The 24,069-nt window shown below is 37.7% G+C and carries 23 protein-coding genes and 1 other annotated feature; of the genes, 2 read left to right on the forward strand and 21 right to left on the reverse strand.

Translation table 11 applies throughout. The annotated features are described in order from the left end of the window. Positions 1-21: 21 nt before the first annotated feature. The 4 genes from alaS to AB8S09_RS00970 all read right to left on the reverse strand — a co-directional run bounded on the left by alaS (position 22) and on the right by AB8S09_RS00970 (position 5,073). Positions 22-2,661, reverse strand: a complete 2,640-nt coding sequence (alaS, locus tag AB8S09_RS00955) for an alanine--tRNA ligase (RefSeq protein ID WP_294180331.1) — start codon at positions 2,659-2,661, stop codon at positions 22-24. Positions 2,662-2,723: 62 nt separating this feature from the next. Continuing rightward, positions 2,724-2,912, reverse strand: a binding site (T-box leader). Positions 2,913-2,978: 66 nt separating this feature from the next. Next, entirely contained in the window at positions 2,979-4,022 is a 1,044-nt protein-coding gene (locus tag AB8S09_RS00960; RefSeq protein ID WP_294183917.1) for an AI-2E family transporter, read from the reverse strand. A 28-nt stretch (positions 4,023-4,050) separates the two neighbouring features. Next, positions 4,051-4,539, reverse strand: a complete 489-nt coding sequence (locus AB8S09_RS00965) for a PRC-barrel domain-containing protein (protein ID WP_294183919.1) — start codon at positions 4,537-4,539, stop codon at positions 4,051-4,053. Positions 4,540-4,626: 87 nt separating this feature from the next. After that, complete coding sequence (locus AB8S09_RS00970) at positions 4,627-5,073, reverse strand: RrF2 family transcriptional regulator (protein WP_294183921.1); 447 nt, start codon at positions 5,071-5,073, stop codon at positions 4,627-4,629. A 189-nt stretch (positions 5,074-5,262) separates the two neighbouring features. Between AB8S09_RS00970 and AB8S09_RS00975 the strand changes: the two genes are divergently transcribed. Both AB8S09_RS00975 and AB8S09_RS00980 read left to right on the forward strand, forming a co-directional pair. Continuing rightward, on the forward strand, positions 5,263-7,125 hold the full coding sequence (locus tag AB8S09_RS00975) for a heavy metal translocating P-type ATPase (protein WP_294183923.1): 1,863 nt from the start codon (positions 5,263-5,265) through the stop codon (positions 7,123-7,125). An 82-nt stretch (positions 7,126-7,207) separates the two neighbouring features. Then, positions 7,208-7,489 (forward strand): metal-sensitive transcriptional regulator, encoded by a 282-nt coding sequence (locus tag AB8S09_RS00980; protein ID WP_294183924.1) that lies wholly within the window; start codon positions 7,208-7,210, stop codon positions 7,487-7,489. A gap of 81 nt (positions 7,490-7,570) precedes the next feature. On the opposite strand, the gene AB8S09_RS00985 is transcribed toward AB8S09_RS00980, so the two are convergent. The 17 genes from AB8S09_RS00985 to AB8S09_RS01065 form a co-directional block, all read right to left on the reverse strand. Beyond that, positions 7,571-8,074 (reverse strand): flavin reductase family protein, encoded by a 504-nt coding sequence (locus tag AB8S09_RS00985; RefSeq protein ID WP_294183925.1) that lies wholly within the window; start codon positions 8,072-8,074, stop codon positions 7,571-7,573. Between the two features lie 16 nt (positions 8,075-8,090). Further along, complete coding sequence (locus AB8S09_RS00990) at positions 8,091-8,867, reverse strand: histidinol phosphate phosphatase (protein WP_294183928.1); 777 nt, start codon at positions 8,865-8,867, stop codon at positions 8,091-8,093. A 22-nt stretch (positions 8,868-8,889) separates the two neighbouring features. After that, positions 8,890-9,783: an AEC family transporter gene (locus tag AB8S09_RS00995; protein ID WP_294183930.1), complete on the reverse strand. Its 894-nt coding sequence runs from the start codon at positions 9,781-9,783 to the stop codon at positions 8,890-8,892. Between the two features lie 94 nt (positions 9,784-9,877). Next, entirely contained in the window at positions 9,878-10,465 is a 588-nt protein-coding gene (locus tag AB8S09_RS01000; RefSeq protein ID WP_369868328.1) for a hypothetical protein, read from the reverse strand. A gap of 65 nt (positions 10,466-10,530) precedes the next feature. Next, positions 10,531-11,175, reverse strand: a complete 645-nt coding sequence (locus tag AB8S09_RS01005) for a phosphatase PAP2 family protein (protein WP_294183934.1) — start codon at positions 11,173-11,175, stop codon at positions 10,531-10,533. Positions 11,176-11,316: 141 nt separating this feature from the next. Next, positions 11,317-11,652 carry a phosphoribosyl-ATP diphosphatase gene (hisE, locus tag AB8S09_RS01010; protein ID WP_294183935.1) on the reverse strand — a complete coding sequence of 112 codons (336 nt, stop codon included), beginning with the start codon at positions 11,650-11,652 and terminating at the stop codon, positions 11,317-11,319. 17 nt (positions 11,653-11,669) lie between these two features. Beyond that, positions 11,670-11,999 (reverse strand): phosphoribosyl-AMP cyclohydrolase, encoded by a 330-nt coding sequence (gene hisI, locus AB8S09_RS01015; protein ID WP_294183936.1) that lies wholly within the window; start codon positions 11,997-11,999, stop codon positions 11,670-11,672. 43 nt (positions 12,000-12,042) lie between these two features. After that, a complete protein-coding gene (gene hisF, locus AB8S09_RS01020; RefSeq protein ID WP_369868330.1) occupies positions 12,043-12,804 on the reverse strand; it encodes an imidazole glycerol phosphate synthase subunit HisF in 762 nt (253 codons plus the stop codon). Positions 12,805-12,807: 3 nt separating this feature from the next. Further along, positions 12,808-13,875 carry a histidinol-phosphate transaminase gene (gene hisC / locus AB8S09_RS01025; protein WP_294183939.1) on the reverse strand — a complete coding sequence of 356 codons (1,068 nt, stop codon included), beginning with the start codon at positions 13,873-13,875 and terminating at the stop codon, positions 12,808-12,810. Between the two features lie 22 nt (positions 13,876-13,897). Then, positions 13,898-14,611 (reverse strand): 1-(5-phosphoribosyl)-5-[(5-phosphoribosylamino)methylideneamino]imidazole-4-carboxamide isomerase, encoded by a 714-nt coding sequence (gene hisA / locus AB8S09_RS01030; RefSeq protein WP_294183940.1) that lies wholly within the window; start codon positions 14,609-14,611, stop codon positions 13,898-13,900. A 29-nt stretch (positions 14,612-14,640) separates the two neighbouring features. Continuing rightward, positions 14,641-15,249 (reverse strand): imidazole glycerol phosphate synthase subunit HisH, encoded by a 609-nt coding sequence (hisH, locus tag AB8S09_RS01035; protein WP_294183942.1) that lies wholly within the window; start codon positions 15,247-15,249, stop codon positions 14,641-14,643. Positions 15,250-15,292: 43 nt separating this feature from the next. After that, on the reverse strand, positions 15,293-15,877 hold the full coding sequence (hisB, locus tag AB8S09_RS01040) for an imidazoleglycerol-phosphate dehydratase HisB (protein ID WP_369868331.1): 585 nt from the start codon (positions 15,875-15,877) through the stop codon (positions 15,293-15,295). A gap of 23 nt (positions 15,878-15,900) precedes the next feature. Then, complete coding sequence (gene hisD / locus AB8S09_RS01045) at positions 15,901-17,208, reverse strand: histidinol dehydrogenase (RefSeq protein ID WP_369868332.1); 1,308 nt, start codon at positions 17,206-17,208, stop codon at positions 15,901-15,903. A gap of 10 nt (positions 17,209-17,218) precedes the next feature. After that, positions 17,219-17,878: an ATP phosphoribosyltransferase gene (gene hisG, locus AB8S09_RS01050; RefSeq protein ID WP_294183948.1), complete on the reverse strand. Its 660-nt coding sequence runs from the start codon at positions 17,876-17,878 to the stop codon at positions 17,219-17,221. Continuing rightward, complete coding sequence (hisZ, locus tag AB8S09_RS01055; protein WP_294183950.1) at positions 17,879-19,069, reverse strand: ATP phosphoribosyltransferase regulatory subunit; 1,191 nt, start codon at positions 19,067-19,069, stop codon at positions 17,879-17,881. A 157-nt stretch (positions 19,070-19,226) separates the two neighbouring features. Then, the gene (locus AB8S09_RS01060) at positions 19,227-20,096 is read right to left on the reverse strand and encodes a DegV family protein (protein WP_369868333.1); all 870 of its coding nucleotides are present in this window, start codon (positions 20,094-20,096) and stop codon (positions 19,227-19,229) included. A 140-nt stretch (positions 20,097-20,236) separates the two neighbouring features. After that, positions 20,237-24,001 (reverse strand): phosphoribosylformylglycinamidine synthase, encoded by a 3,765-nt coding sequence (locus tag AB8S09_RS01065; RefSeq protein WP_294183953.1) that lies wholly within the window; start codon positions 23,999-24,001, stop codon positions 20,237-20,239. Positions 24,002-24,069 lie beyond the last annotated feature (68 nt).

The following is a 24,069-nucleotide window of genomic DNA, read 5'->3' on the forward strand; positions in this document are numbered from 1 at the left end:
ACATATTTCACAAAATGTATACTATCTAGATCTTTTTTCCACAATTATACTGCATCTTTCTACGGCTTCTTCTAATTTTTCAGGTAATTTACCTCCAGCCTGTGCCATATCTGGTCTTCCACCCCCATTTCCACCAGTAACAGCTGCAATTTCCTTTATTATTTTCCCGCAGTTAATACCACTTTGTACTGCTTTCTCAGTAGCCATAGCTATAAGCTGAACTTTACCATTTACACTGCTTCCCAATACCACCAAACAGTTGTCATACCTGCTTCTAAATTTATCTCCCAACTCTCTAAGTGCGCTGGCATCGACTTCTTTCAATACCCCTGTAAAAAGTTTTATTCCATCAATTGTCTTTGCTCTATTTAAAATATCATTCTCCGCATTTCCTGCTAATTTTAATTTCAGCTGCTGTATTTCCCTCTCAGCTGATTTTAATTCATTAAATTGCAGATCCAATTTATGAATTATCTCCTTTTCGGAGCACTTCAATTTGCCTGATATTTTTTTCAACATATCATCTTTAGAATCGACATAGTCTATCGCACCTTTTCCGGTAACAGCTTCTATTCTTCTTATGCCGGCAGCTATTCCGGTTTCAGATATTATTTTAAACAGTCCAATTTTTCCGGAATTGCTTACATGGGTTCCACCACACAGTTCCCTGCTGAAGTCCCCAACGGAAACCACCCTTACTTTATCCTTGTACTTACTGTCGAAGAGTGCTATTGCACCGCTTTTTTTAGCTTCTTCCAGGGGCATTACAACAGTCTTTACCGGGTAAACTGCCATTATGCTGTCATTGACCATATTTTCAATTTTTCTCAATGTATCATAATTCAGAGGTTCAAAATAATTGAAGTCAAATCTCAATCTATGCTCATCTACGTAGGAACCTGCCTGGTGCACCTGCTCCCCCAGAATTCTTTTCAGTGTTTCATCCAATATGTGAGTTGCAGTATGGTTTTTCCCTATATTATCTCTTCTCCCCTTATCTACACTTAAAACAATATCATCATCCAAATTCAAACTACCTGAACTTATTTTTACAAAATGAAGTATCTTACCCGCAACATTGTTTTTACAATCTAAAACTTCACCCCTAAAAGTATCGTTATATATTGTTCCACTATCTCCTACCTGTCCACCCATCTCGGCATAAAAAGGTGTATTTTCAACTACTACAACTCCCTCTTCCCCTTCACTCAAACGGGATACAAACTCTTCATCCTTCATGATCACTTTAACTTTAGAATTCGACTTCAGTCTATCATAGCCTTCAAATATAGTATTAACTTCCATGGGAATTTTATTCAAAATAGTATCTTTTACACCCATATAATTTGTTTCTGCTCTGGCAGATCTTGCCATGTTGCGCTGATTTTCCATGTTTTCTTTAAAGCCTTCAAGATCTGCAGTCATATTATTTTCCTCCAGTATCTCTTCAGTAAGTTCTACCGGAAAACCATAAGTATCATATAATTTAAATGTCCTTCCGCCATCAAGTACCGAATTGCCGCTTTTTCGCAGCTGAAATATGAAATCATCTAAAATCTGAATTCCACCATCTATAGTTGCAGCAAACTTCTCCTCTTCAATTTTTATTATTTTTTTTATATAATCTTCCCTTTCCCTCAATTCAGGATAACCTTCATAAGAATTATCTATAACGGATTTAGAAAGTCTGTACAGAAAAGCTCCTTCAATTCCAAGAGATCTTCCGTGTTTTGCTGCCCTTCTCAAAAGCCTTCTGAGTACATACCCGCGTCCCTCATTGGACGGAAGTATTCCATCGCTTATCATAAATACGATACTTCTTATGTGATCTGTTATCACCCTCATAGATATATCACTTTTCCTGTCAATTCCATATGGACTGGAAGACATGGCACTTATTTCTTTTAATATGGCGTTTATAGTATCTATTTCAAATATATTATCCTTATCCTGCATTATAACTGCCATTCTTTCAAGACCCATTCCCGTATCTATATTAGGTCTCGGAAGTCTATTATAATTCCCCTGCTCATCCCTGTCAAATTGAGTAAAAACTAAATTCCAGAATTCCAGCACCCGATCATTATCCCCCGCTTTTACAAATTCCTCCACCGTCTCTATTTTTCCTTCTCCTCTGTCGTAGTGGATTTCAGAACAAGGTCCACAGGGTCCTGCACCGTGTTCCCAGAAATTATCCTCCTTACCCAGCCTGAATATTCTTGAGCTATCAATGTCAGTATCCTTTACCCATATATCATAGGCTTCATCATCATCTAAATATATTGTAACATATAATCTATCTTTTGGCAGTTTTAAAACTTCAGTAGTAAATTCCCAGGCCCAGGAAATTGCTTCCTTTTTAAAATAATTTCCAAAGGAAAAATTTCCCAGCATTTCAAAAAAAGTACCATGACGTGAAGTTTTACCTACATTTTCAATATCACCTGTTCTTATACACTTCTGACAGGTAGTTACTCTCCTGCGGGGCGGTGTCTTAAGTCCTGTAAAGTATGGCTTAAGAGGTGCCATACCAGCATTTATCAGAAGCAGGCTCTTATCATTTTTAGGAACCAAAGAAAAGCTGTGCATCCTCAAATGACCTTTGCTCTCGAAAAAGCTCAAATACAACTCCCTGATCTTATTTAATCCTAGTTTTTCCATATATATCTCTTCCTTTCAACCTCATATGTTTGATTTCTTAAAATAAAAGAGTCTTTCAATCCCGAAGGGACGAAAGACTCTTTTCGCGGTACCACCCTAATTACATAGATATTTAAAACAAAATCCATATCTCTCAAACACCAGCATACAAGTTCCTGGACAGCTTCAATATATTCCACAGAAAGTTTTCACCTTCCACTTTCTCTCTTTTATGTAAGAAAATATTTACTTCTTCCATTCATCGCTTCATTATTCCATTATGATACAAATTATAAATTAAATATTCACTTATGTCAATATTCACTTATTAAGTTAAATCAGAACAAATAATAATTTAAATCTTCATATACTATTTTGACTATGGCCCCCAAGGGTACTGCCAATACCATACCTACAAAACCTGCTGCCTTTCCGCCAATTATCAAAAGCAATATTATTACCAGTGGATGCATGCTTATACTGTCTCCGGTAACTTTAGGAGAAAGTATATTCCCCTCTATTTGCTGCAGTACATAAAGCCACAGAGCAGTCCACAGAGCCGCTCTGGGAGATTTTATAAGAGCTATAATTACAGCCGGCAGTGCTCCAAATATAGGTCCAAAATATGGAATGATATTGAAAAATGCATTCAGTACGGAAAGTATTATGGGAAATTCCACTTTCAATGTTACCAGAATGAAAAATGTAACTACACCTACAAATCCGCTCAAAATAAGCTGGCTCATTATATATCTGCCCAATATCTTGTCTGCATGGCAGCACATTTTTTCAATTACACCTCTGCTGCCCATCGGAAATACGGACAGCATTTTTCCGTTTATGCACTCTCCATCCGCCAAAAAATAATAAACTATTATAGGTATAACTATTATAGACAAAATATTTTGTCCCATATAAATTATAAAATCAAACATCTTACTACATGTATTTACAATTCCACTGTCAATTTTACCGTTCAAACTGCTTATCAGGGAATAGATAATCCTGTTATTTTGAACCGGCTTTAATTTCATGTAAAATCCATCTATCATATTTTGAATGCCCTCAGCGGCAGAATTTAAATTCAAGCTCTCATCAAACAGAGAAGGTATGAGTATTACAAAAGTTCCCACTACAAACAATATCAACAGGCCCACTAGAAAAAAAGCGCCCATTCTCCTATTCAAGCCTCTATTCAGCATGGAATTGTGTATGGGCTTTAACGTATACGCTATCAAAAAAGATATAAATATCAAACCTATAATTTCCCTTAAAAGAGAGCTTACAATAATAAATACAATAAATATTGCCAATACAGCCGCCATTATAATATACTTGATGCTGACTTTTTTATGAACACTCATTCTGACATCATCTTCCACAATTTTTCTAAATTTGCCGTGCTTAATTCTATTTTCTCTTTAAGGATCCATGTGCCAAGTTAAAGAACTCAAATTTCCAGTTTTTACCTCTATACAGCAGATTTTTATCTCCCAATATCAAATTATCCACAAGCAATATCTTCCTGCCCTTTATAAAATTATTTATAAATCCGGTAGACAATACGAGTGCCCTTATTGAAAATTTTCCTTCATCAAATAAAACATCCTCAACTACACCCATGAGTTCACCTTTTTCGTCCAGCACATCCATATTTTTTATATCCTCAAATTGAAGATATTTTCCCTTATTAACGTCGGTTACAACTATTATCGACGTGAAATTTATCACGTCCTCTATATTCACATTCAGTGTTTTTTTAAATATATTATTGGGGGTTATGACAAATCCTGCCACCTTTTTACTGTCGAAATTCAGTACTATGTCGCTTATAAAGCCCAACATCTTTCCTGAAAGATCTATTACATCCTTAAATATGAAATCTCCAGTCCTATACAAAATATCACCTTTAATTTAAAATAATTATCTTTATTTTGCGCAAAAAATAAAAAAATATAACTTGTACAAGTTATATTTTAAAATCGTCTATTTATTTTTTTTATTTTTCTTTCTCACCATCTGGTTATAATCGTCTACCATATCCTGCAAGGTGGTAAATTTCATAACTCTATCTATACTTTCCTTGATCTTGCTCCATAAAAGCCTAGTGGCACAGCAGTCTATCTTGCTGCAGGAACTCTCGTTATTTTCATCTATACAATTTGAAATTTCCACAGGGCCTTCCAATACACCCATTATCTCAGCTATGGTTATATCTTTAGGTTCCCTATTTAAAATATATCCTCCCTGGGCTCCCCTTATACTTTTGATCAAATTAGATTTTCTCAAGCTGGAAAATAGCTGCTCTAAATAATACTCCGATATATTCTGTCTTTCCGATATGCTTTTTATAGAAGATGGCTCCCCACTATAGTGAATAGCCAGATCCAACATTGCCCTGACACCATATCTTCCTTTTGTAGATAATTTCAATTGACCACTTCCCATCTACTTTTTTAGATCAATAGCTATTATATTTTCTATATTATCAAATCAGAGTAAAATTGTCAACTATAGCCTGCAGGATCCATTTGACAAGGCAATAAAATTCTTCTAGAATAATCATATACCATATAGGGGCATATAGCATATGATTATTCTAGAAGAAAGGTCGGATTTTTCATGACTTTTATCGACAAATTCAAGAAAGAAGACGGATTTCGCACATTATGTCTGACCGTACTCTCAGGCATAGTTTTAATTATAAGTTTTTTCAAGTTGATTCCACAACTGCCATTCGATGCGGCATGGATTGCCATTCTCGTAAGTGGAGTTCCCATAATCATCGGGGCAGCAAGGGGATTGATAACCGAATTTGACGTCACTGCCGACTTACTGGTGGCAATTGCACTAATAGCAGCACTTGTAATAGGACAATATTTTGCTGCAGGAGAAGTTGCTTTTATTATGCAGCTGGGTACAGTATTAGAGGATGTCACGGCAGATAAATCCCATAAAAGTCTGCAGTCTCTTATAAATCTCACACCCCAGAAGGCCTGCCTCCATACGGCAGCGGGCAATAAAGAAATACTGGCCTCAAAAGTCAAAAAGGGAGATATTCTCCTGGTTCGCCCTGGAGAGGCCATACCGGTCGATGGAAGAATACTCAAGGGAAACACCTCTGTCGATCAATCCATCATGACCGGTGAATCCGTTCCAGTGGACAAAACAGCCGGAGAGGAAGTATACCAGGGAACCATAAACCAGCAGGGCGTTATAGAAATAAAGGCCACTAACGCAGGCAATAACTCCTCTCTAAAAAAAATGATCAATTTAGTAAGACAAGCTGAGGAAAATAAAGCACCAATCGTCCGCATTGCAGATAAATGGGCCCGTATCCTTGTTCCAATTGCCCTGGGCTGTTCAATACTTATATTTTTTCTTACAAAAAACATATACAGGGCAGTAACTGCCCTGGTCGTTTTCTGTCCCTGCTCGCTCGTGCTGGCCACGCCCACTGCCATAATGGCTGCAATTGGAAATGCCACAAAGAAGGGAATACTTATTAAATCCGGTTCTGCAGTGGAAACTGCTGCAAAACTGGACACCCTGGTTATGGATAAGACGGGAACACTCACCTGCGGCAAGCTGCAGGTCAAAGATATAATAATGCTCAACCACGACCTGGATAAAACATATTTTATAAAATTAATCGCCAGTGCAGAAAAATTCTCCGAACACCCTTTGGGAAAAGCAATTTTCACCTACAGTCAAAATTATGGAATTGCCGCAGAGGATCCTGAATCATTTACAATGCAAGCTGGAAAAGGTATACTTGCAATAGTCGACGGACACAAACTATCAATTGGCATGAAAACCATAGATAAAAAAATCATGGAAAGTTCCCCGGATGCCGCAAAACTCATTGAGAAAATCCAAAATCAGGGAAAAACCGTACTACCTGCAGCACTGGATGGAAAAATTGCAGGAATTATATCAATTGCAGATACACTCCGCCTGGAGTCTAAAAGCACAATTTCAAGACTGAAAAAAACTGGGTTGTCCCACATAATCATGCTAACAGGTGACAATGAGGCTGTTGCCAATTCTATTGGACAATCTATAGGAATGACAGATATATTTGCCTCACAGCTTCCCGGGGATAAAGCTTCCACGGTAAAAGAGCTCACAAAAAGCGGCCATTTTGTAGGCATGCTGGGAGACGGTGTTAATGACGCTCCAGCTCTGGCTACAGCTTCTGTAGGAATCGTCATGGGTGCCATAGGCTCGGATGTGGCCATTGAGGCCGCAGATATTGCACTGATGAGTGACGACATAGGAAAACTCCCTTTTTTAATAAATCTCTGCCGCAAAACCAGGGGACGTATCATATTCAATATCGTGATCTCCATGTGCCTTAATTTTTTTGCCATTATCCTCGCGGGCCTTGGAATTTTAAACCCTGTAACCGCAGCACTTGTCCACAACTGTGGATCTGTTTTTGTAGTTACAAATTCCGCACTTCTTCTTGCATATAGAGAATAAATAAGTTCTGACAATCATTCTTGTCATTAAAGCTTGCATTTTTTCTGCAAATTTTATAATATAATTCGAGGGGAGTGATTTTATGCCAGCTTGTCAGCACCATGATGTAAATAAACTTTGCAAAAGAATCAACAGAGTTCAGGGGCAATTAAAAGGTATATGCAAAATGTTGGAAGATGACAAACCCTGTGATGAAATAATCATCCAGCTCAATTCGGCAAAAGCAGCACTGCAGAAAATCAGCCAGATAATACTTGAAGATCACTTGGAATACTGTGTCCTGGATGCACTACGCAAAGGTGACAGGGAACCTCAAATTGAAAGTTTGAAAAGAGCCTTAAATCAGTATACGAAAATGATTTAACCAAAATAAAAGCAGCCATCCATCGTTTTTACGCAATTTCATGGCTGCTTTTTACCTGGCTTCAATTGGAAATTTCAAATATTAACCCTGATAACAGTTCACTATCTCTCCATAGTAGATCTTGTGATAATTTCCTGCATAACTGCCGCTGTAACAATTTGAATCTATATTTTTGGATAAAAATTTCCTATCCATATCCTGCTTATATACAATCTTACATTCATAGTACATGCTGCATCCAGCTATGACAGGACTATCAACACTTTTACCCGGAACTGTCTTCAGATTGCACTCCTTGAATTTATCTATATCCCTTCCTGATTTTGTTCCGCATATGTTAAAGGCCTTTTTCATACTATCATCAAAACATACGCTTACAGTAAAATTATTGCTCTTTTCCATAAATTCTCTAGTATATCTGGACTGCCTTACAAGCACGGTAAAAATCGGTTTTTGCCAAACAATGCCAATACTTCCCCACCCTATGGTCATGGTGTTTACCTTTCCGTTATACTTGCTTGTCAAAAAAGCCCTTCCTTTTCCTATATTTTCAATGGTTTCTGTCATATTTTTTGTGAATTCCATAATACAATAATCCCTCCTACAATAAATTTTTATCGTATTCTTTTTTTCTATTTTTAAAATACACAACTTTCAGGTTGCAGAGTCCTGCAATCTCAACTGCACTTTTGAAGTTAGAGCCTATATTATAGGAATTGTGGGCATCAGAACCTATAGTTATGTATTTTCCGCCAAGTTCACCAAACTTCTTATACATCTCTATCATATTTTGGATTGCACTCTTATTTCCGAGCCTTCGGGTATTCAGCTCAAGACATTTATCCTGATCTATAAGTTTTTTAAATATCTCATCTATTATCTCCGAAAAACTGCTGCAGTATAATTCACTATCTTCATATCCAGAATATCTGGCTATATAGTCAATATGCCCAAGGCTGTCTATAAAGTCAAATTTACTTAAATTATCCAGTATGGCTTGAAAATATTTGGAATAGGTCTCTTTTTTACTTTTTCCCCTATAATAATCAGGAGAATATAAATCCTTATTATCAACCAGATGTGTAGAACCTATTACATAATCAAATGGATTGTTTTCTATAAGCTCCCTGCTTTCCTTCAGGCAATCTTCCTTCATTCCAAGTTCTATTCCCAAAAGCAAATTATCATTTCTCCACCTGGAATATTCCCGAAAGTATTTATCCACATCAAAGCGGAAAGAATCTTTCTGTGGAAAATTAATATCCATATGTTCGGTTATTATGAGAGACATAGCATTTTCCCTGGCATACTTTCTGGCACACTCTATCTTCATTTCCGAATCCGTTGAAAAAGTAGTGTGTACATGTGTATCAAACAAAATATATTACCTCCTGTAAATTTTAAATTATATATTTCAAAATCATGGTTATAAGTGGGATAGTAAACATTGATATTATAGTACTCATAAATATTATTCTAGCGGCCAGTTTATAATCTGCATTGTATTTTTCAGCAAATATGGAAGCTACTACTGCTGCAGGCATGGCCTCAATTACAGCACATATTTGAATCATAAGTGTGTCCACATGGAAAATTCTCAATATAAATACGGTAAGCAGCGGCATTACTATCAATCTTAAAAAACATCCGTAATATACCATAAGCTCTGAAAAAATATCTTTTAATCTTGCCTCTGACAGCATGGATCCGACTATAATCATGGAAAGAGGAGTAGTCATCGAACCCACCGTACTGACTGCAGTATATAGAGTATAAGGCAATTTAATTGAAAATACAAACATCAAAAAACCAATCACTGTTGAAATTACAGCAGGGTTTAAAAGCGCATTTTTCACGGTTTTCATATTATTTTTACCCGTATAAAGTACTACCCCTACGCTGAACATGAGTAAATTATAAGGTATGTTGAATATGGCACCATAAAATATTCCTATTTTACCGAATATTCCTTCCAATACGGGATACCCCATGAACCCGCTGTTGGGAAATATACTTGAAAATCTAAGTACACTTTTAACCCTGTCTTTATTATGTAAAACAAAAAACTTACTCAATAATATGAAAATTATCTGAATTACCGCAGAACATAGAAATATGCTTTCTGCATTTTTTACCATTTTTTCTGAATAATTATAGTTAAAAGACGTCAAAAGTAAAGCTGGAAGAGTTATATCCAATAAAAAATTTGAAAGACTTTTTACTGATTCCTTGGTTATTATATCCTTCTTTCTTGCGAAAACTCCAACCAACATCATAATTGACAATATTATCACTTGATTTACTACTTTAATGTTCAACAACGTTCCTGAGCTCTAAATACCGGGCAATCAGGTATTTTCACCTCTCTTCCTTCCATTACAACTTCATCTACTCCAAATCAGTATACATGCACCTGTCAGCATATTTGGAAATCAGGTCAAAAAGTTCTTTTATACTGCCATGTGCTCCCCATTTCAATATATTATTTGACATCTCCTCATTTTGGGCTAAAAACTGATATAGATTCAAAATTATATAATCCCTTATTCTGAGATACAGGTAATCTTCCTCCATGGATATTATTCTCTCATTCAAATTCTCTATGGAGCTGTACCTCTTTATAAAGTCAAGTTCATCCCCATTTAACTTATCTCCGTTTTTAAAAACCACTCTGCCCTTTGAAACTTCCGTCTCAGATTCTCTTTCAATATTTTCTATAGCTTTTCCCATCTCGTCCGTACCAGGTATTTTACCATTTTGGGCCCATTTTTCCATCATTTTCAGATGCTTTGCCCAAAGTTTTTTCATCGATACAATGCCAGCTTTCAAAGTTGACTCATAATTTTCAATTTTCCCTGCAGCTTTTTTTCTGGTCTCCAAAGTATCGTACACACTTTTATGCCAATAATTTTTTGCCTGAAATATAGGCTTGGCAGACACTTCCACCAGCTCAGACAAAAATTCAGATCTATCCATATCATATCCCCCTTGTCCTCTTTCTCCTGCCTACTGGCTGAAGATTACTTCTATATTATAATCCATTATGCAAAAAATTTGAATGCAGTCCATTTATAAAATACCAGACTTTTCTCCAGAATGGGAACAGCAAAAAATCTGTATATGATCTCGGCCATCAGTACTGCAAAGATCAAATCCAAAATCACATGCTGCTTTACAAATTGTGTGGATAACATTATCAATACCGAGAAAAAATCTATAATAAGTTTATTGGAGGATTTTTTCACTTCCCCCGCCCCTCTGTCAACAGCATAGCATGTCAGGACATGTATGCTCGGGAAACAGTTAAATGGTTTATCCAGCCTGTATGTCAGCCTTATAATACGTGAAAAGATATCATTTCCATAGACAGCAGGTCTTGGAACTGTAGTTTGAAAGAAAAAATAAATTACATAACACAGCATCATTCCCAGGACAATAGTTATTATAGTCTTATAGTAAGCTTCCCTGCAGTTAAGATAAATGTACAAAATACTCAAGATCACAAAAGGATACCACATCCAATAGGGAATTATAAATTCTTTTATAAAGGGAACATCCCTGTCAAAACTGGTGACCAGATTATAACACCCGTTAATTGAATTATTCAATTTTCCATACATTATGTTCACAGCAGGTATGAGGAGCATCAGGCCCAAAGGCAAAAAATTTGCTTTTATGTTTTTCATACTTCACCAACTTTTACATTTTATACTACCTATTATATTATAGGGAAGATCACTCGATTATTTAATACATAAATTTTAAATTATTTATTAAATATTTTGCAAAACAAGAGCCAGGGCACATGCGTCCCCGGCATCAAGATATCAGTGTATTCCTTCCATGATCTTCCTTTCAGGTTTTTTATTGCATATTTTCTGTCTTCTTCTTTCAAGTTCCCGGGTTATATCCTCCAGGCTCACTTTCTGATTTGACATCAGGACCAAAAGATGATATATGAGATCACATATTTCGTATACTTCTTCTTTTTTATTGTCATTCTTACTGGCAATTATCACCTCAGAAGCCTCTTCTCCAACTTTTTTAAGTATCTTGTCAATCCCCTCTCTAAAAAGATAATTCGTATAGGAACCCTCTATTGGATTTACCTTTCTATCTTCTATAACACCGCATAGTTCCTCCAATATTTTCTGTAATTCCATTAAAATACACACTCCTTTTAATATAATTTCCTATAAAAACAGCTTCTTCTTCCTGTATGGCAAGCTGCTCCCACCTGCTTGACCTCTATCAAAATAGTGTCATAATCACAGTCAACTTTTATATTTTTTACATACTGATAATGTCCGGAAGTTTCACCCTTATTCCACAGTTTGTTCCTGGATCTGCTCCAAAACCAGGTCTTCCCCGTTTCAATGGTTCTTTCAAGGGATTCCCTATTAACATATGCCAGCATAAGCACTTCACCATTTTCAAAATCCTGTACAATTGCCGGAACAAGACCTCCCGACTTTTTGAAATCCATATTGTCTAAAATTTTCCTATCCATCCACTGTCACCTTTTCTGATTCAAACTATAAAATGCAAATATATTACATCCTGACTGGAACATCCCTGTCCTTAAGATACTGTTTGACATCACAAACAGTAAGTTCTCCATAGTGAAACAGTGAAGCCGCCAGCGCCGCATCTGCACCCGTCTCATTGAACACACGATAAAAATCCTTTAGAGAACCGCATCCTCCGGAAGCTATTACGGGAATATTTACGGCACTGCATACGGCTCTGGTAAGTTCTATGTCATATCCACCTTCAGTGCCATCTGCATCCATACTCGTCAAGAGCACCTCTCCCGCTCCCAGGCTTTCCGCTTTTTTAATCCACTCTACTGCGTCCATGCCGGTATTTTCCCTGCCGCCTTCTACAAACACGTCCCACCCTTTTTTATTCTTCCTCTTTTTAGCATCCACTGCCACTACCACGCACTGGGAACCAAATTTATCCGCAGCTTCATATATCAATCCTGGGTTTTTTACAGCAGAAGAATTTACTGAAATCTTATCGGCTCCTGCCCTGAGTATGTTCTTAAAATCATCTAAGCTGGATATTCCACCGCCCACCGTAAGGGGGATAAATACTTTTTCAGCTGTTTTCTCCACCAGATTCACTATTGTCTTCCTTTTTTCATGAGTGGCCGTAATATCCAAAAATACTATCTCATCTGCCCCCTGCTTGTCGTAGTGCTGGGCTATTTTCACAGGATCTCCCACATCCTGCAGGTCAACAAAATTTATTCCCTTGACAACCTTGCCCATGTCAACATCCAGGCAGGGAATTATTCTTTTGGTAAGCAAGCATTACACCCCTTTCCCTATAATTTCCTTGACTTTTTCTATAAAAACATTCATATCATTATCCGAGCCTATGGTCACTCTCATGTAATTGTCTATTCTATCTTTATCAAAATACCTTACAAGAACACCTTTTTCCCTTAATTTTGCAAAGAGTTCCCTGGCGGCAAAGAGAGGATGAGTTATAAATATAAAGTTTGATTTTGAAGGTATGACTTTAAACCCCAGCTTCTCCAGCCGTCTTACGGTTGTTTCCCTTGTACTTACTATTTTTCCCACACATTCTTCAAAATACTTCTCATCTTCCATGGCAGCTACTGCAGCAGCATTTGAAACTCTGTTTACAGTATAGGAGTTAAAAGAATTTTTTATTCTGTTGAGCCCCTCAATAAGCTCCTCCTGCCCCAGTGCAAATCCCACACGGAGCCCGGCTAGAGAGCGGGATTTGGATAAGGTCTGCACTACCAGCAAGTTGGGATAATCCTTTATAAGGCCAACCACGGAGTTTCCTCCAAAATCCACATAGGCTTCATCTATTATGACTACCCTATCTCTGTTATTTTTTAAAATTTCCCTTATTTTCTCGGTATCCATGCACCTTCCCGTAGGAGCATTCGGATTTGGAAATACCACTCCACCATTTGATTTCAGGAATTCTTCAACCGGAATCGAAAAATCTTCATTCAGCTTTGCCAATCTGTACTTTATACCATACAGGCCGGCATATACGGGATAAAAGCTGTAGCTAACATCCGGAAATACTATGGCTTCATCTCCATTAAAGAATGCCAGAAAAGACATCGCCAAAACTTCATCGGAGCCGTTTCCCACAAAAACCTGATCACTTCTCAAACCGTAATAGGAGGAAATAGTTTTTCTAAGCCTGTCACAGTTCGGATCCGGATACAACCTGATATCTTCATCTGCCGCACTTTTTATGGCATTTAACACTTTGGGCGACGGTGCATAAGGACTTTCATTGGTGTTTAATTTTATATATTTTTTGTCTTTAGGCTGTTCACCGCACACATAGGGTGTTATGCTTTCTGTAGTTTTACTCCAGTACTTGCCCATAATTTATCACCTTCTATTAATTTTACCTGAATAATTCTATAGAACTTTTTAAATCTATATTTCCTGCATACAGGGCCTTGCCTACAATTGCTCCATATATGCCCATTTTATCTATGTTCTGTAAATCCTCTATGTTCTTAATCCCACCAGAAGCTATTATTCTACAGCTGACGGAATTTTGAATTTTTGAAAGCTGTTTTAGACTGGGTCCCCCAAGGGTTCCATCTTTACTTATGTCCGTAAATATAATGGTTTTAACTCCTATATACTCCATCTGCCTTGCAAAATCCGTATACTCCACATTACTTATATTTGTCCAGCCATTTACTGCAACTTTTTCATCTTTTGCATCTATTCCCACGGCTATTTTCCCGTCATATTTTTTTACAGCATCTTTTACAAATCCGGGATCTTTTAAAGCTGCAGTCCCAAGTATCACTCTTGATACCCCAAGTTGTACAAGACTTTCCACGGTACTCAAATTCCTTATACCTCCTCCAAGTTCCACTGGAATCTGAGATGTTTTTATAACTTCTGATATAGCTTCTTTATTTTTTATCTTTCCATCAAGAGCCCCGTCCAAATCAACCATATGGATATACTCTGCACCGGCTTTTTTAAAATCCAGCGCTATCTTTACCGGATCATCCCCCACCACATCCAATTTTTCAAATTTACCCTGATACAGCCTGACACATTTGCCGTTTTTCAAGTCTATTGCCGGAAGTATCAACATACTAGAATTCCTCCTCAGATCTCTACAGTTTAAACTGTCATATCTATAAAATTTTTTAATATTCTCATACCTACACTGCCGCTTTTTTCCGGGTGAAATTGAGTTCCATAGACGCTGCCCCTATTGACTACGGCAGGTATATCTACCTCTCCGTAGACGCTGTGGGCACTTAAATCTCCGCCGAATTTAAGTTTTCCATAATAGGAATGCACAAAATACACATAACTATTCTCCGGAATACCCTTTAAAATTTCACATTGCCTGTCAATTATCAAATTATTCCATCCCATATGGGGTATTTTTATATCTCCATGCAGTTTGACTATTTTCCCCCATATAAGTCCAAGTCCTTCACACTCTTCTATTTCCTCTCCAGCATCAAACAAGAGCTGCATGCCAAGGCATATTCCAATAAGAGGTTTTCCTCTTTCAGATTCTTCTTTCAGGATTTTGTCCAAATTCCTTTTTCTTAAATTTTTCATGGCCTCGGGAAAAGCACCCACCCCGGGGAGTATAATTCCACTGCTGTTTTTTATTTCACATTCATCTGAAGTTATCTTATTATCCGCCCCAATATAATCAAGTGCTTTTTGAACGCTCTTCAAATTTCCCATGCCATAATCCACAATACAGATCAATTTAAAACCACCTTTTTACAATTTACAATTTACAGTTTACAGTTCAAAGGCTGCCTTTGGTAGACATTACCCCTTTTATACTTCTGTCCACAGTCACTGCCTCTCTAAATGCATGCCCAAAAGCTTTAAATATTCCCTCTATCATATGGTGTGTGTTTCTACCATAAAGCACCTTTACATGAAGTGTCATATCTGCGTTAAAAGCCAGGGCCCTAAAAAACTCTTCCACAAGTTCCGTATCCATCTGTCCAACCTTTTCGGCGGGAAAATCGGCGTCAAATACAAGATACGGCCTCCCGCTTAAATCCACGCATACCATAGATAAGCTTTCATCCATAGGTACAAAAAACGTACCGTATCTCTTTATATTTCTTTTATTTCCCAGGGCATTTTCTATACATTTTCCCAGGACAATTCCCGTATCCTCCACGGTGTGGTGAAAATCCACATCCAGATCACCTTTTGCCAGTACATCCAAATCCACTGTTCCATGTTTTGCCGCCAGAGAAAGCATATGATTAAAAAAACCTATTCCCGTATTCACATGATTCTCTCCGCTGCCGTCCAGATCTATTTTTATCTGTATATCTGTTTCAAGGGTTTGCCTGGAAATCTTTCCTACTCTCATAAAAATGTCCTCCTCCTTATCTGTTATCCTTCCATTCTGACTTTTATGGAATTTGCATGAGCCGTAAGCCCTTCTGATCTGGCAAGTTCCATTATATCGCCGCTTACTTTCAGAAGTGACTTTTTAGAATAGTGGGTAAAGCTGAATTTTTTTATAAAATCATCCACTGAAAGGGGTGAGAAAAACTTTGCTGTCCCGCCAGTTGGAAGTATATGGTTCGGACCTGCCATGTAATCCCCGAGAGGTTCCGGTGAAAAGTTTCCCATAAACACCGAACCCGCATTTTTAACTTCCCCCAATATTGAAAATGGATCTGATATACACAGTTCCAAGTGCTCTGGTGCTATCCTGTTGGCCAAATCTACACCTTCCTCTACACTGCTAACTACAAACACAGCACCTCTGTTTTTCAAAGACTGCAGTATAATGTCCTTTCTCTCAAGGGTTCCTATCTGTTTTACAAGTTCTTCCTTTACTTTGAGAGCTAATTTTTCAGAAGTCACGGCCAGCACTGCAGATGCAAGCACATCATGTTCTGCCTGGGACATCATATCTGCGGCTAAATAACGTGGATCTGCACTTTTATCTGCAATTATGAATATTTCACTCGGACCCGCTATCATATCTATATCTACAAAACCATATACGCTTTTTTTAGCCATGGCCACATATATATTTCCCGGGCCAACTATTTTATCAACCTTACAGATCGTCTCAGTACCAAAAGCCAATGCACCTATGGCCTGAGCCCCGCCGGCCTTATAAATTTTATTTACCCCTGCCAAATCTGCAGCTGCCAAAATTTTAGGATTTACAGTTCCATCCTTCAATGGCGGTGTAACCATGGTAATGTCCCTGACTCCTGCAACTTTGGCAGGAAGGGCGTTCATAAGTACAGAAGAGGGATACGCAGCCGTACCTCCTGGTACATATATGCCTACTTTCTCTAATGGCCTGACCTGCTGCCCCAATATCACCCCATTGTCACCGGTAACCATCCAGGAATTTCTCTTCTGCCTTTCATGGAAGAAAATTATATTTTTAGCTGCCGCCTTCAATGCTTTTATAAATTTACTCCCTGAAGCTTCATAGGCGTCTTTTATTTCTCGATCAGTTACAAGAATATTACTTTTGTTTATTTTTTTACTGTCAAATCTGCCTGTATACTTTATGAGAGCTCTATCTCCATTTTCTCTTATGTCTTTTAATATTCCTCCGACTGTTTCAGTTACATTTTGTTGATTTTTTTCTTCTCTATTTCTGAAATTATCCAGGTATTTTTTTCCTTTTTCAGTATTTGCAAATATTATATTTACAATATCATCTGCCATTGTTCTCCTCCTAACTCAAAACCTTTCCTCTGGTATTTACCTGTATTTGGACTCTATCTATTATTGTCTGTATCTCACTTTTTTTCATCTTCATGCTGGCCACATTGACTACCATCCTGGCACTTATGCTGCATATGTCCTTGTAAATAACAAGCCCGTTCTCCCTCAAGGTGTTTCCTGTCTCAACTATATCAACTATAGCGTCCGAAAGTCCCAGTATAGGAGCCAGTTCCACAGAACCCTCTATCTTTATGATTTCAACATCCTGCCCTAGTTTTCTAAAATAATTTCTGGCTACATTCGGGTATTTCGTCGCAACTTTCTTCCTGTTGTAGCCGGAATAGAAATTGGAATTCTTGGGACCAGCCAGTGAAAACTTACACCGCCCGAATCCAAGATCCAGTACTTCATAAAAATTCTTATTCTGTTCAAGAAGTGTGTCTTTTCCCACTATTCCCATATCGACCACTCCATGTTCTATATAGGTGAGTACATCTTGAGCTTTTACCAGAACAAAATCTATATTATCCTTATAATCGTGAAATATAAGCTTTCTGCCCTTGTTCATAATTGCACTGCAGTCTATGTGTGCCCTCTGGAACATATTAACTGCCTCTTTTTCAATTCTCCCTTTAGTTAGAGCTATTCGCACTTTTTTCACATTTACCATTTAATTTTTTCCATCCCCTATTTTAATAAATTCCATATCCTTCTCATCTGCATATTTCCTTGCTTCTCTCTCATCATCAATAAGGCTCATTTCTGCAATTATACCGTCATTTCTAAATTTAAGAGCTTTTTCATACGCACTTTCAAAATCTTTTTTATCACAGTATATCAGTACTTTTTTATGTATTTCATTACAAAATCCATTACTGAATTCAAGTGCGGCCATTACTCCATCCACATCTATGGCAAAACCCACAGCAGGTTCCTCATCTCCAAACTGACCTATCAAATTATCATATCTGCCTCCACTTAATATGTCCTCCCCAAAGCCATGAGTATAACCTCTGAATATTATCCCGGTATAGTAATCCATATGGTATGCCATACCCAGATCTACGGCCAAATACCTCTCAAGCCCTGTACTTTTTACAGTTTTATATACTTTTTCAATATCTTCAAGACATTTTAAAGCTTCTTCATTGCCGGTAATATCAGCTGCCTTTTCAATTGCCTCCACACCCCCAAAGAGCCCAGGCAGTTCGCTTAAAATATTAAAAGAATCTTTATCAAGCCTGTCCCTATTTGCACGCAGTATTTTTTTCAGCAATGTAAAATTTTTCATATCTATGCTTTTTCTCAGCTCCTCTTTTATCTCAGCATCTACATTCAGCGGTTTTACCAGAGCATTAAACAGCTTGGCATGACCAATTTCTATTTTGAAATTTTTAAGGCCGCAATTCAGAAGGCACGTTATTCCAGTCATTATAACCTCTGCATCTGCAGCAATATTATCCGCCCCTATAATCTCAATACCCGACTGGGTTATTTCACTGTTTTTCCCTTTCAAACTTTCACTTGCCCTGTATACATTCGAGTTATAGCACAATCTGAGAGGATGAATCACCTTTTCCAGTTTCGTCCCTGCAATTCTTGCAATAGGCGTAGTCATATCAGCTTTCAGCACCAGGATTCTTCCCTGCCTGTCAATCAATTTGTATATTCTCTCCTGAGGCACTATGGAATTTTTCCCGCTGAAGGTGTCATAGAATTCCAGGGTAGGAGATTTTACCTCCATGTATCCGCTGGATACATAAATTTTTCTCAATATATTTTCTAAATTTATTTTTTTGCTGCATTCTTCAAATAAAATATCCTTTGTTCCGTCAGGTATATACCCCTTCCAATTGCCCATAGAGTCCACTTCCTTATTTTATCATGCTAATCTTTTAATTCGGTGAAGTATAAAATTAGCCATTGATGTTATTTTACCAGTTAATTTATAAAATATCAATACAAATAATAAAAAAAAGCGCCAGATATCTGGTGCTTTTTTTATATAAATCAATAGTTTATCTTTTATTTGCAAAAAAACAGAGTGAAAGCATTCCGGACCCGCAATGCGTAGCCATGCCAAGCCCCAGAGGGGCTATGATAAATTTATTATTGGGAAATTCCCTCTCAAGCACGCTCTTTAGAAAATTTGCATCTTCTGGACAATCCCCATGGGAAATACATATAACCTGTCCTTCAGTATTTACTGCCCTCTCTTTAAACCTATCCACTAGATATTTGATCCCCTTTTTTCTTCCTCTAACATTGGCTACATTTTTAAGAGTCCCATCACTGCATATATATATTATAGGTTTTACATCTAAAAGAGTTCCTATAACAGCCTTGGAGGAAGATATTCTTCCGCCCTTTTTTAGATGCTTGAGATCTTCCACCATAAACCAGTAATTTACCTTCAATTTATTTTTCTCCAACCAGTTTACAATTTCATCTTTGCTCTTACCTTCTTCTGCCATTTTATGGGCAACATATACTAAAAGTCCAACTCCTATGGAGCCTCCCTTGCTGTCGACTACGGTTATATCCGCATCTTTGAATTCACTGATTACGGATTCCCTTGCCAGCTTTGAACTATTAAGGGTTCCACTCAATGCTGAAGACAACCCTATATATATAATCGGTCTCTTTTCTTCCAGTAATTCTTTAAATTTTTCAGCAAATCTGTACTCATTTATCTGAGATGTATACGGCATTTCTCCATTTCGCAGTCCGCTGTAAAATTCTTTAAAACTCAAAGATTTCCCAAAGTCGTCTTCATAATCCCTGCTTTTAAAATGACACATCAGGCCTAAAAATGGAATATTTTTTTCTACCATAAAACTTCTCGGTAAATCACATCCTGCATCAGTCATAATTATAGGTTTAGTCATCAATATCTCCCCCAATGTAAAATAGGATTAATTTCAACCATTACAGTAAACATTATACAATACTCTGTCAAATTCATAAATCCCTACATCAATACTTTATTGCCATTATAACAAAAATACCAATTATTTACCATACATAATCAAATTTTAAAATAATCAACGCCTGCCTCGAATAATTTCTGATCCTTTCTGCCCGGAATGTTCTTCATAATATTTTTTCCAATTCTCTCCGAATGAGCCATTTTACCGAGCACCCTCCCATCAGGGCTGGTTATACCTTCCACTGCACAATAGGAACCATTTGGGTTAAATTTTATATTGTAGGACGGGTTACCTTCAAAGTTAACATATTGAGTAGCAATCTGCCCCCTCTTCTCCATATCCTCAATGAGAGCTGGATTTGCTACAAACCTTCCTTCCCCGTGGGAAACCGCTATAGAATATACATCTCCTACAGACACGTTATTAAACCAAGGTGACAGGTTAGAGATGATCTTTGTATTTACCACTCTGGATACATGCCTTCCTATTTTATTATAAGTAAGCGTAGGGTAATCCTCCTCTATGTCCCTTATCTCTCCAAAAGGCAGCAGCCCTAATTTTATAAGTGCCTGGAATCCGTTGCATATTCCAAGTATCAATCCGTCTCTTTTATTTAAAAGTTCCATCACGGCTTCTTCCACCTTCGAATTTCTAAAGAAAGCTGCAATAAATTTCCCGGATCCATCCGGTTCATCCCCTGCACTAAAGCCTCCCGGAATCATAATAATCTGAGATGAATTTATACTATCTACAATTGCATCCACCGATTCTTCTATTTCAGCAGCAGTCAAATTTCTGACTACAACAGTATCCACCTTCGCACCTGCCTTTTGAAAAGCTCTTGCAGAATCATATTCACAGTTGGTTCCCGGAAATACGGGAATAGTAACTTTAGGATTCACTGTTTTCACCGCCGGAGACAATCCGTGCCCTCTCCTAAAATAATGTAATTTTATTTCACTGTCTCCAACTGGAGCCTTGGTTGGAAAAATACTCTCTAAACTCTTTTCCCAGGAACTTTGCATATCAAGAACAGATATTTTAGTTTTTCCCATATCTATTGACTGCTGTTTTTGTGTAATTCCAAGAAATTTATAATCTATTTCCCCAAATGTCTTTTCCAAATCAACGCTTTTATCAACTTCCACCACTATAGAACCATAATCCGGTGAAAACAGATCTACACTCCTATCTGCAAATTTCAGTCCAATCCTGTTTCCAAAGCTCATCTTGCTTACAGTTTCACAGATACCTCCCCTCTTTACAGTACCTGCGGATAATATACTGCCTCCTGATATCAACTTGCCTATCAGGCTGTAATTCTTCTTTATCTTTTTAAAATCGGGAAGCTGAAAATCATCCCTGGGTGCGGATACAAGTACTACATAATTTCCATACCCTTTAAACTCAGGTGATATAAGCTCGTTAGCCCTCCCTGTGGCAACTGCAAAAGAAACCAATGTAGGGGGCACATTCATATCCTTAAAACTTCCAGACATGCTGTCTTTCCCGCCTATTGCTGCTACTCCAAGATCTTTCTGTGCATACAGCGCGCCGAGAAGCGCTGCAAGTGGTTTTCCCCATTTAAAAGGATCCTTTCCCAATTTTTCAAAATATTCCTGAAAAGTCAATTTTATACTGTCAAGTTCTCCGCCTGCACATACAACTCTGGCTACTGACTCCAGCACTGCATATACCGCACTGTGAAATGGACTCCACTTTGCTATGTCCGGATTATAACCAAAGCTCATAAGTGTAACAGTATTGGTGTCTCCCTTCAATACGGGAAGTTTGGCAGCCATGGCCTCTATAGGCGTGCTCTGATACTTTCCGCCATAGGGCATGAATATACTGGAGGCTCCTACAGTGCTGTCAAATCTCTCCACCAATCCTCTTTGACTGCATACATTCAAATCCTGAAGCACATCAAGCCAGTATTTTGAGACATTGTCTTCACCTGTCATTCCGTTTTCCCTATTTTCAAAATAACCGGCAGCATCCGGGCACTTGATCTTGACGTCTGTTTTTGCCCTGACACCATTTGTATCCAAAAATTTTCTGCTTAAATTCACAATGGGGTTTCCCTTCCAGAACATCTCCAATCTTCCGCTGTCAGTTACCTCTGCCACTTTTGTTGCCTCCAGATTTTCCTCTCCAGCATATTCTATGAATTTTTTTTCATTTTCTCTGGATACAACCACTGCCATACGCTCCTGGGATTCAGATATGGCAAGTTCAGTTCCATCAAGCCCCTCATACTTTTTAGGCACCAAATCCAAATTTATTCTAAGACCTTCAGCCAGTTCGCCTATGGCTACAGATACGCCCCCTGCTCCAAAATCATTGCAGCTTTTGATAATTTTGCTTACTTCTTCCTTTCTAAAAAGCCTCTGTATTTTCCTTTCAGTAACGGGATTTCCCTTTTGAACTTCAGGACCTGAAGTCAATATTGAAGTTTCCGTATGCTTTTTGGAAGAGCCAGTTGCCCCCCCGCATCCATCTCTTCCAGTCCTGCCTCCTAAAAGTATTATTACATCAGGTACGGCAGGTTTTCTTCTCCTGACATTCTCAAATGGGACAGCTCCTATGACAGCCCCTATTTCCATTCTCTTTGCTACATAATCTTCATCGTATATCTCAGAAACCATTCCTGTTGCAAGGCCTATTTGATTTCCATAAGAGCTGTATCCCCCGGCAGCTCCCAAAGTTATTTTTTTCTGAGGTAATTTTCCCTTTAAGGTATCTTCAATTTTGACTCTGGGGTCCCCGCTTCCAGTAACTCTCATAGCTTGATACACATAGGCTCTTCCCGACAATGGATCACGTATTGCACCACCAAGACAAGTTGCGGCCCCACCAAAAGGCTCTATTTCAGTAGGGTGGTTATGTGTCTCATTTTTAAACATCACAAGCCATTTTTCATCTTTGCCATCTACATCTGCATTCACAATTACGCTGCATGCATTTATCTCGTCGGATTCATCCAGATCCTTCAATTTACCGCTTTTTCTGAGTATTTTCATCCCAATGGTAGCTATATCCATAAGGCATCTGGGTTTTTCACCACCGTTATATATCTTATTTCTTGATCTTAAATAATATTCATAAGTTCTTTTTATTGGAATTGAATATTTTCCCTCCTCAATTGACACGTTATTTAATTCAGTGTTAAAAGTAGTGTGCCTGCAGTGATCAGACCAATAAGTATCTATGACCTTTATTTCAGTTATTGTAGGGTTTCTTCTCTCTTTTTCCCGAAAATATCCCTGACAGAAAATCAAATCTTCAATATTCATAGCAAGTCCACGTGATTTTATGAAATCTTCCAAAGCATCACGGCTCATATCCACAAAACCGGAGAGTACCTCTACCATGTCCGGAATATGTATTTTTTTGTTTAAGCTCTTAACTTTTTCAAGGGAGGCTTCTCTCGAGTCCACAGGATTTATGCAATAATCCTTTATTTTACCGAACTCTTCATCTGATATATTTCCAAATATCAAATATACCTTTGCAGATGCAACCTGGGTTTTTTCGCTTTGAGTCAATATCTGAATACACTGAGATGCTGAATCGGCTCTCTGATCATACTGTCCCGGAAGATACTCTACAGCAAAAAGTCTTGTGTTTTCATCTACAGGCAAATCCTCATCATATATATTGTCCACAGTTTTTTCAGAAAATATCGTATACTTCGATTTCTCGTATTCTTCATCACTGATATTTTCTATATCATAGCGGTTTACTATTCTTACATCTTTCAGCCCATGAATATTAAGCCCTTCCCTGATATCTCTGAGGAACCCCTGAGCCTCTACATCAAATCCTCTTTTCTTCTCTACAAATAGCCTTTTGACACCCATTTTATTTTCTCTCCTTGCTTTTCATTTTTTTCGAACGTTTATGATATTTTTTTTAAAATTATTCGTAG

The sequence above is a fragment of the Clostridium lapidicellarium genome (assembly GCF_041224415.1).
GTDB classification, from domain to species: domain Bacteria; phylum Bacillota; class Clostridia; order Clostridiales; family Clostridiaceae; genus Clostridium_B; species Clostridium_B lapidicellarium.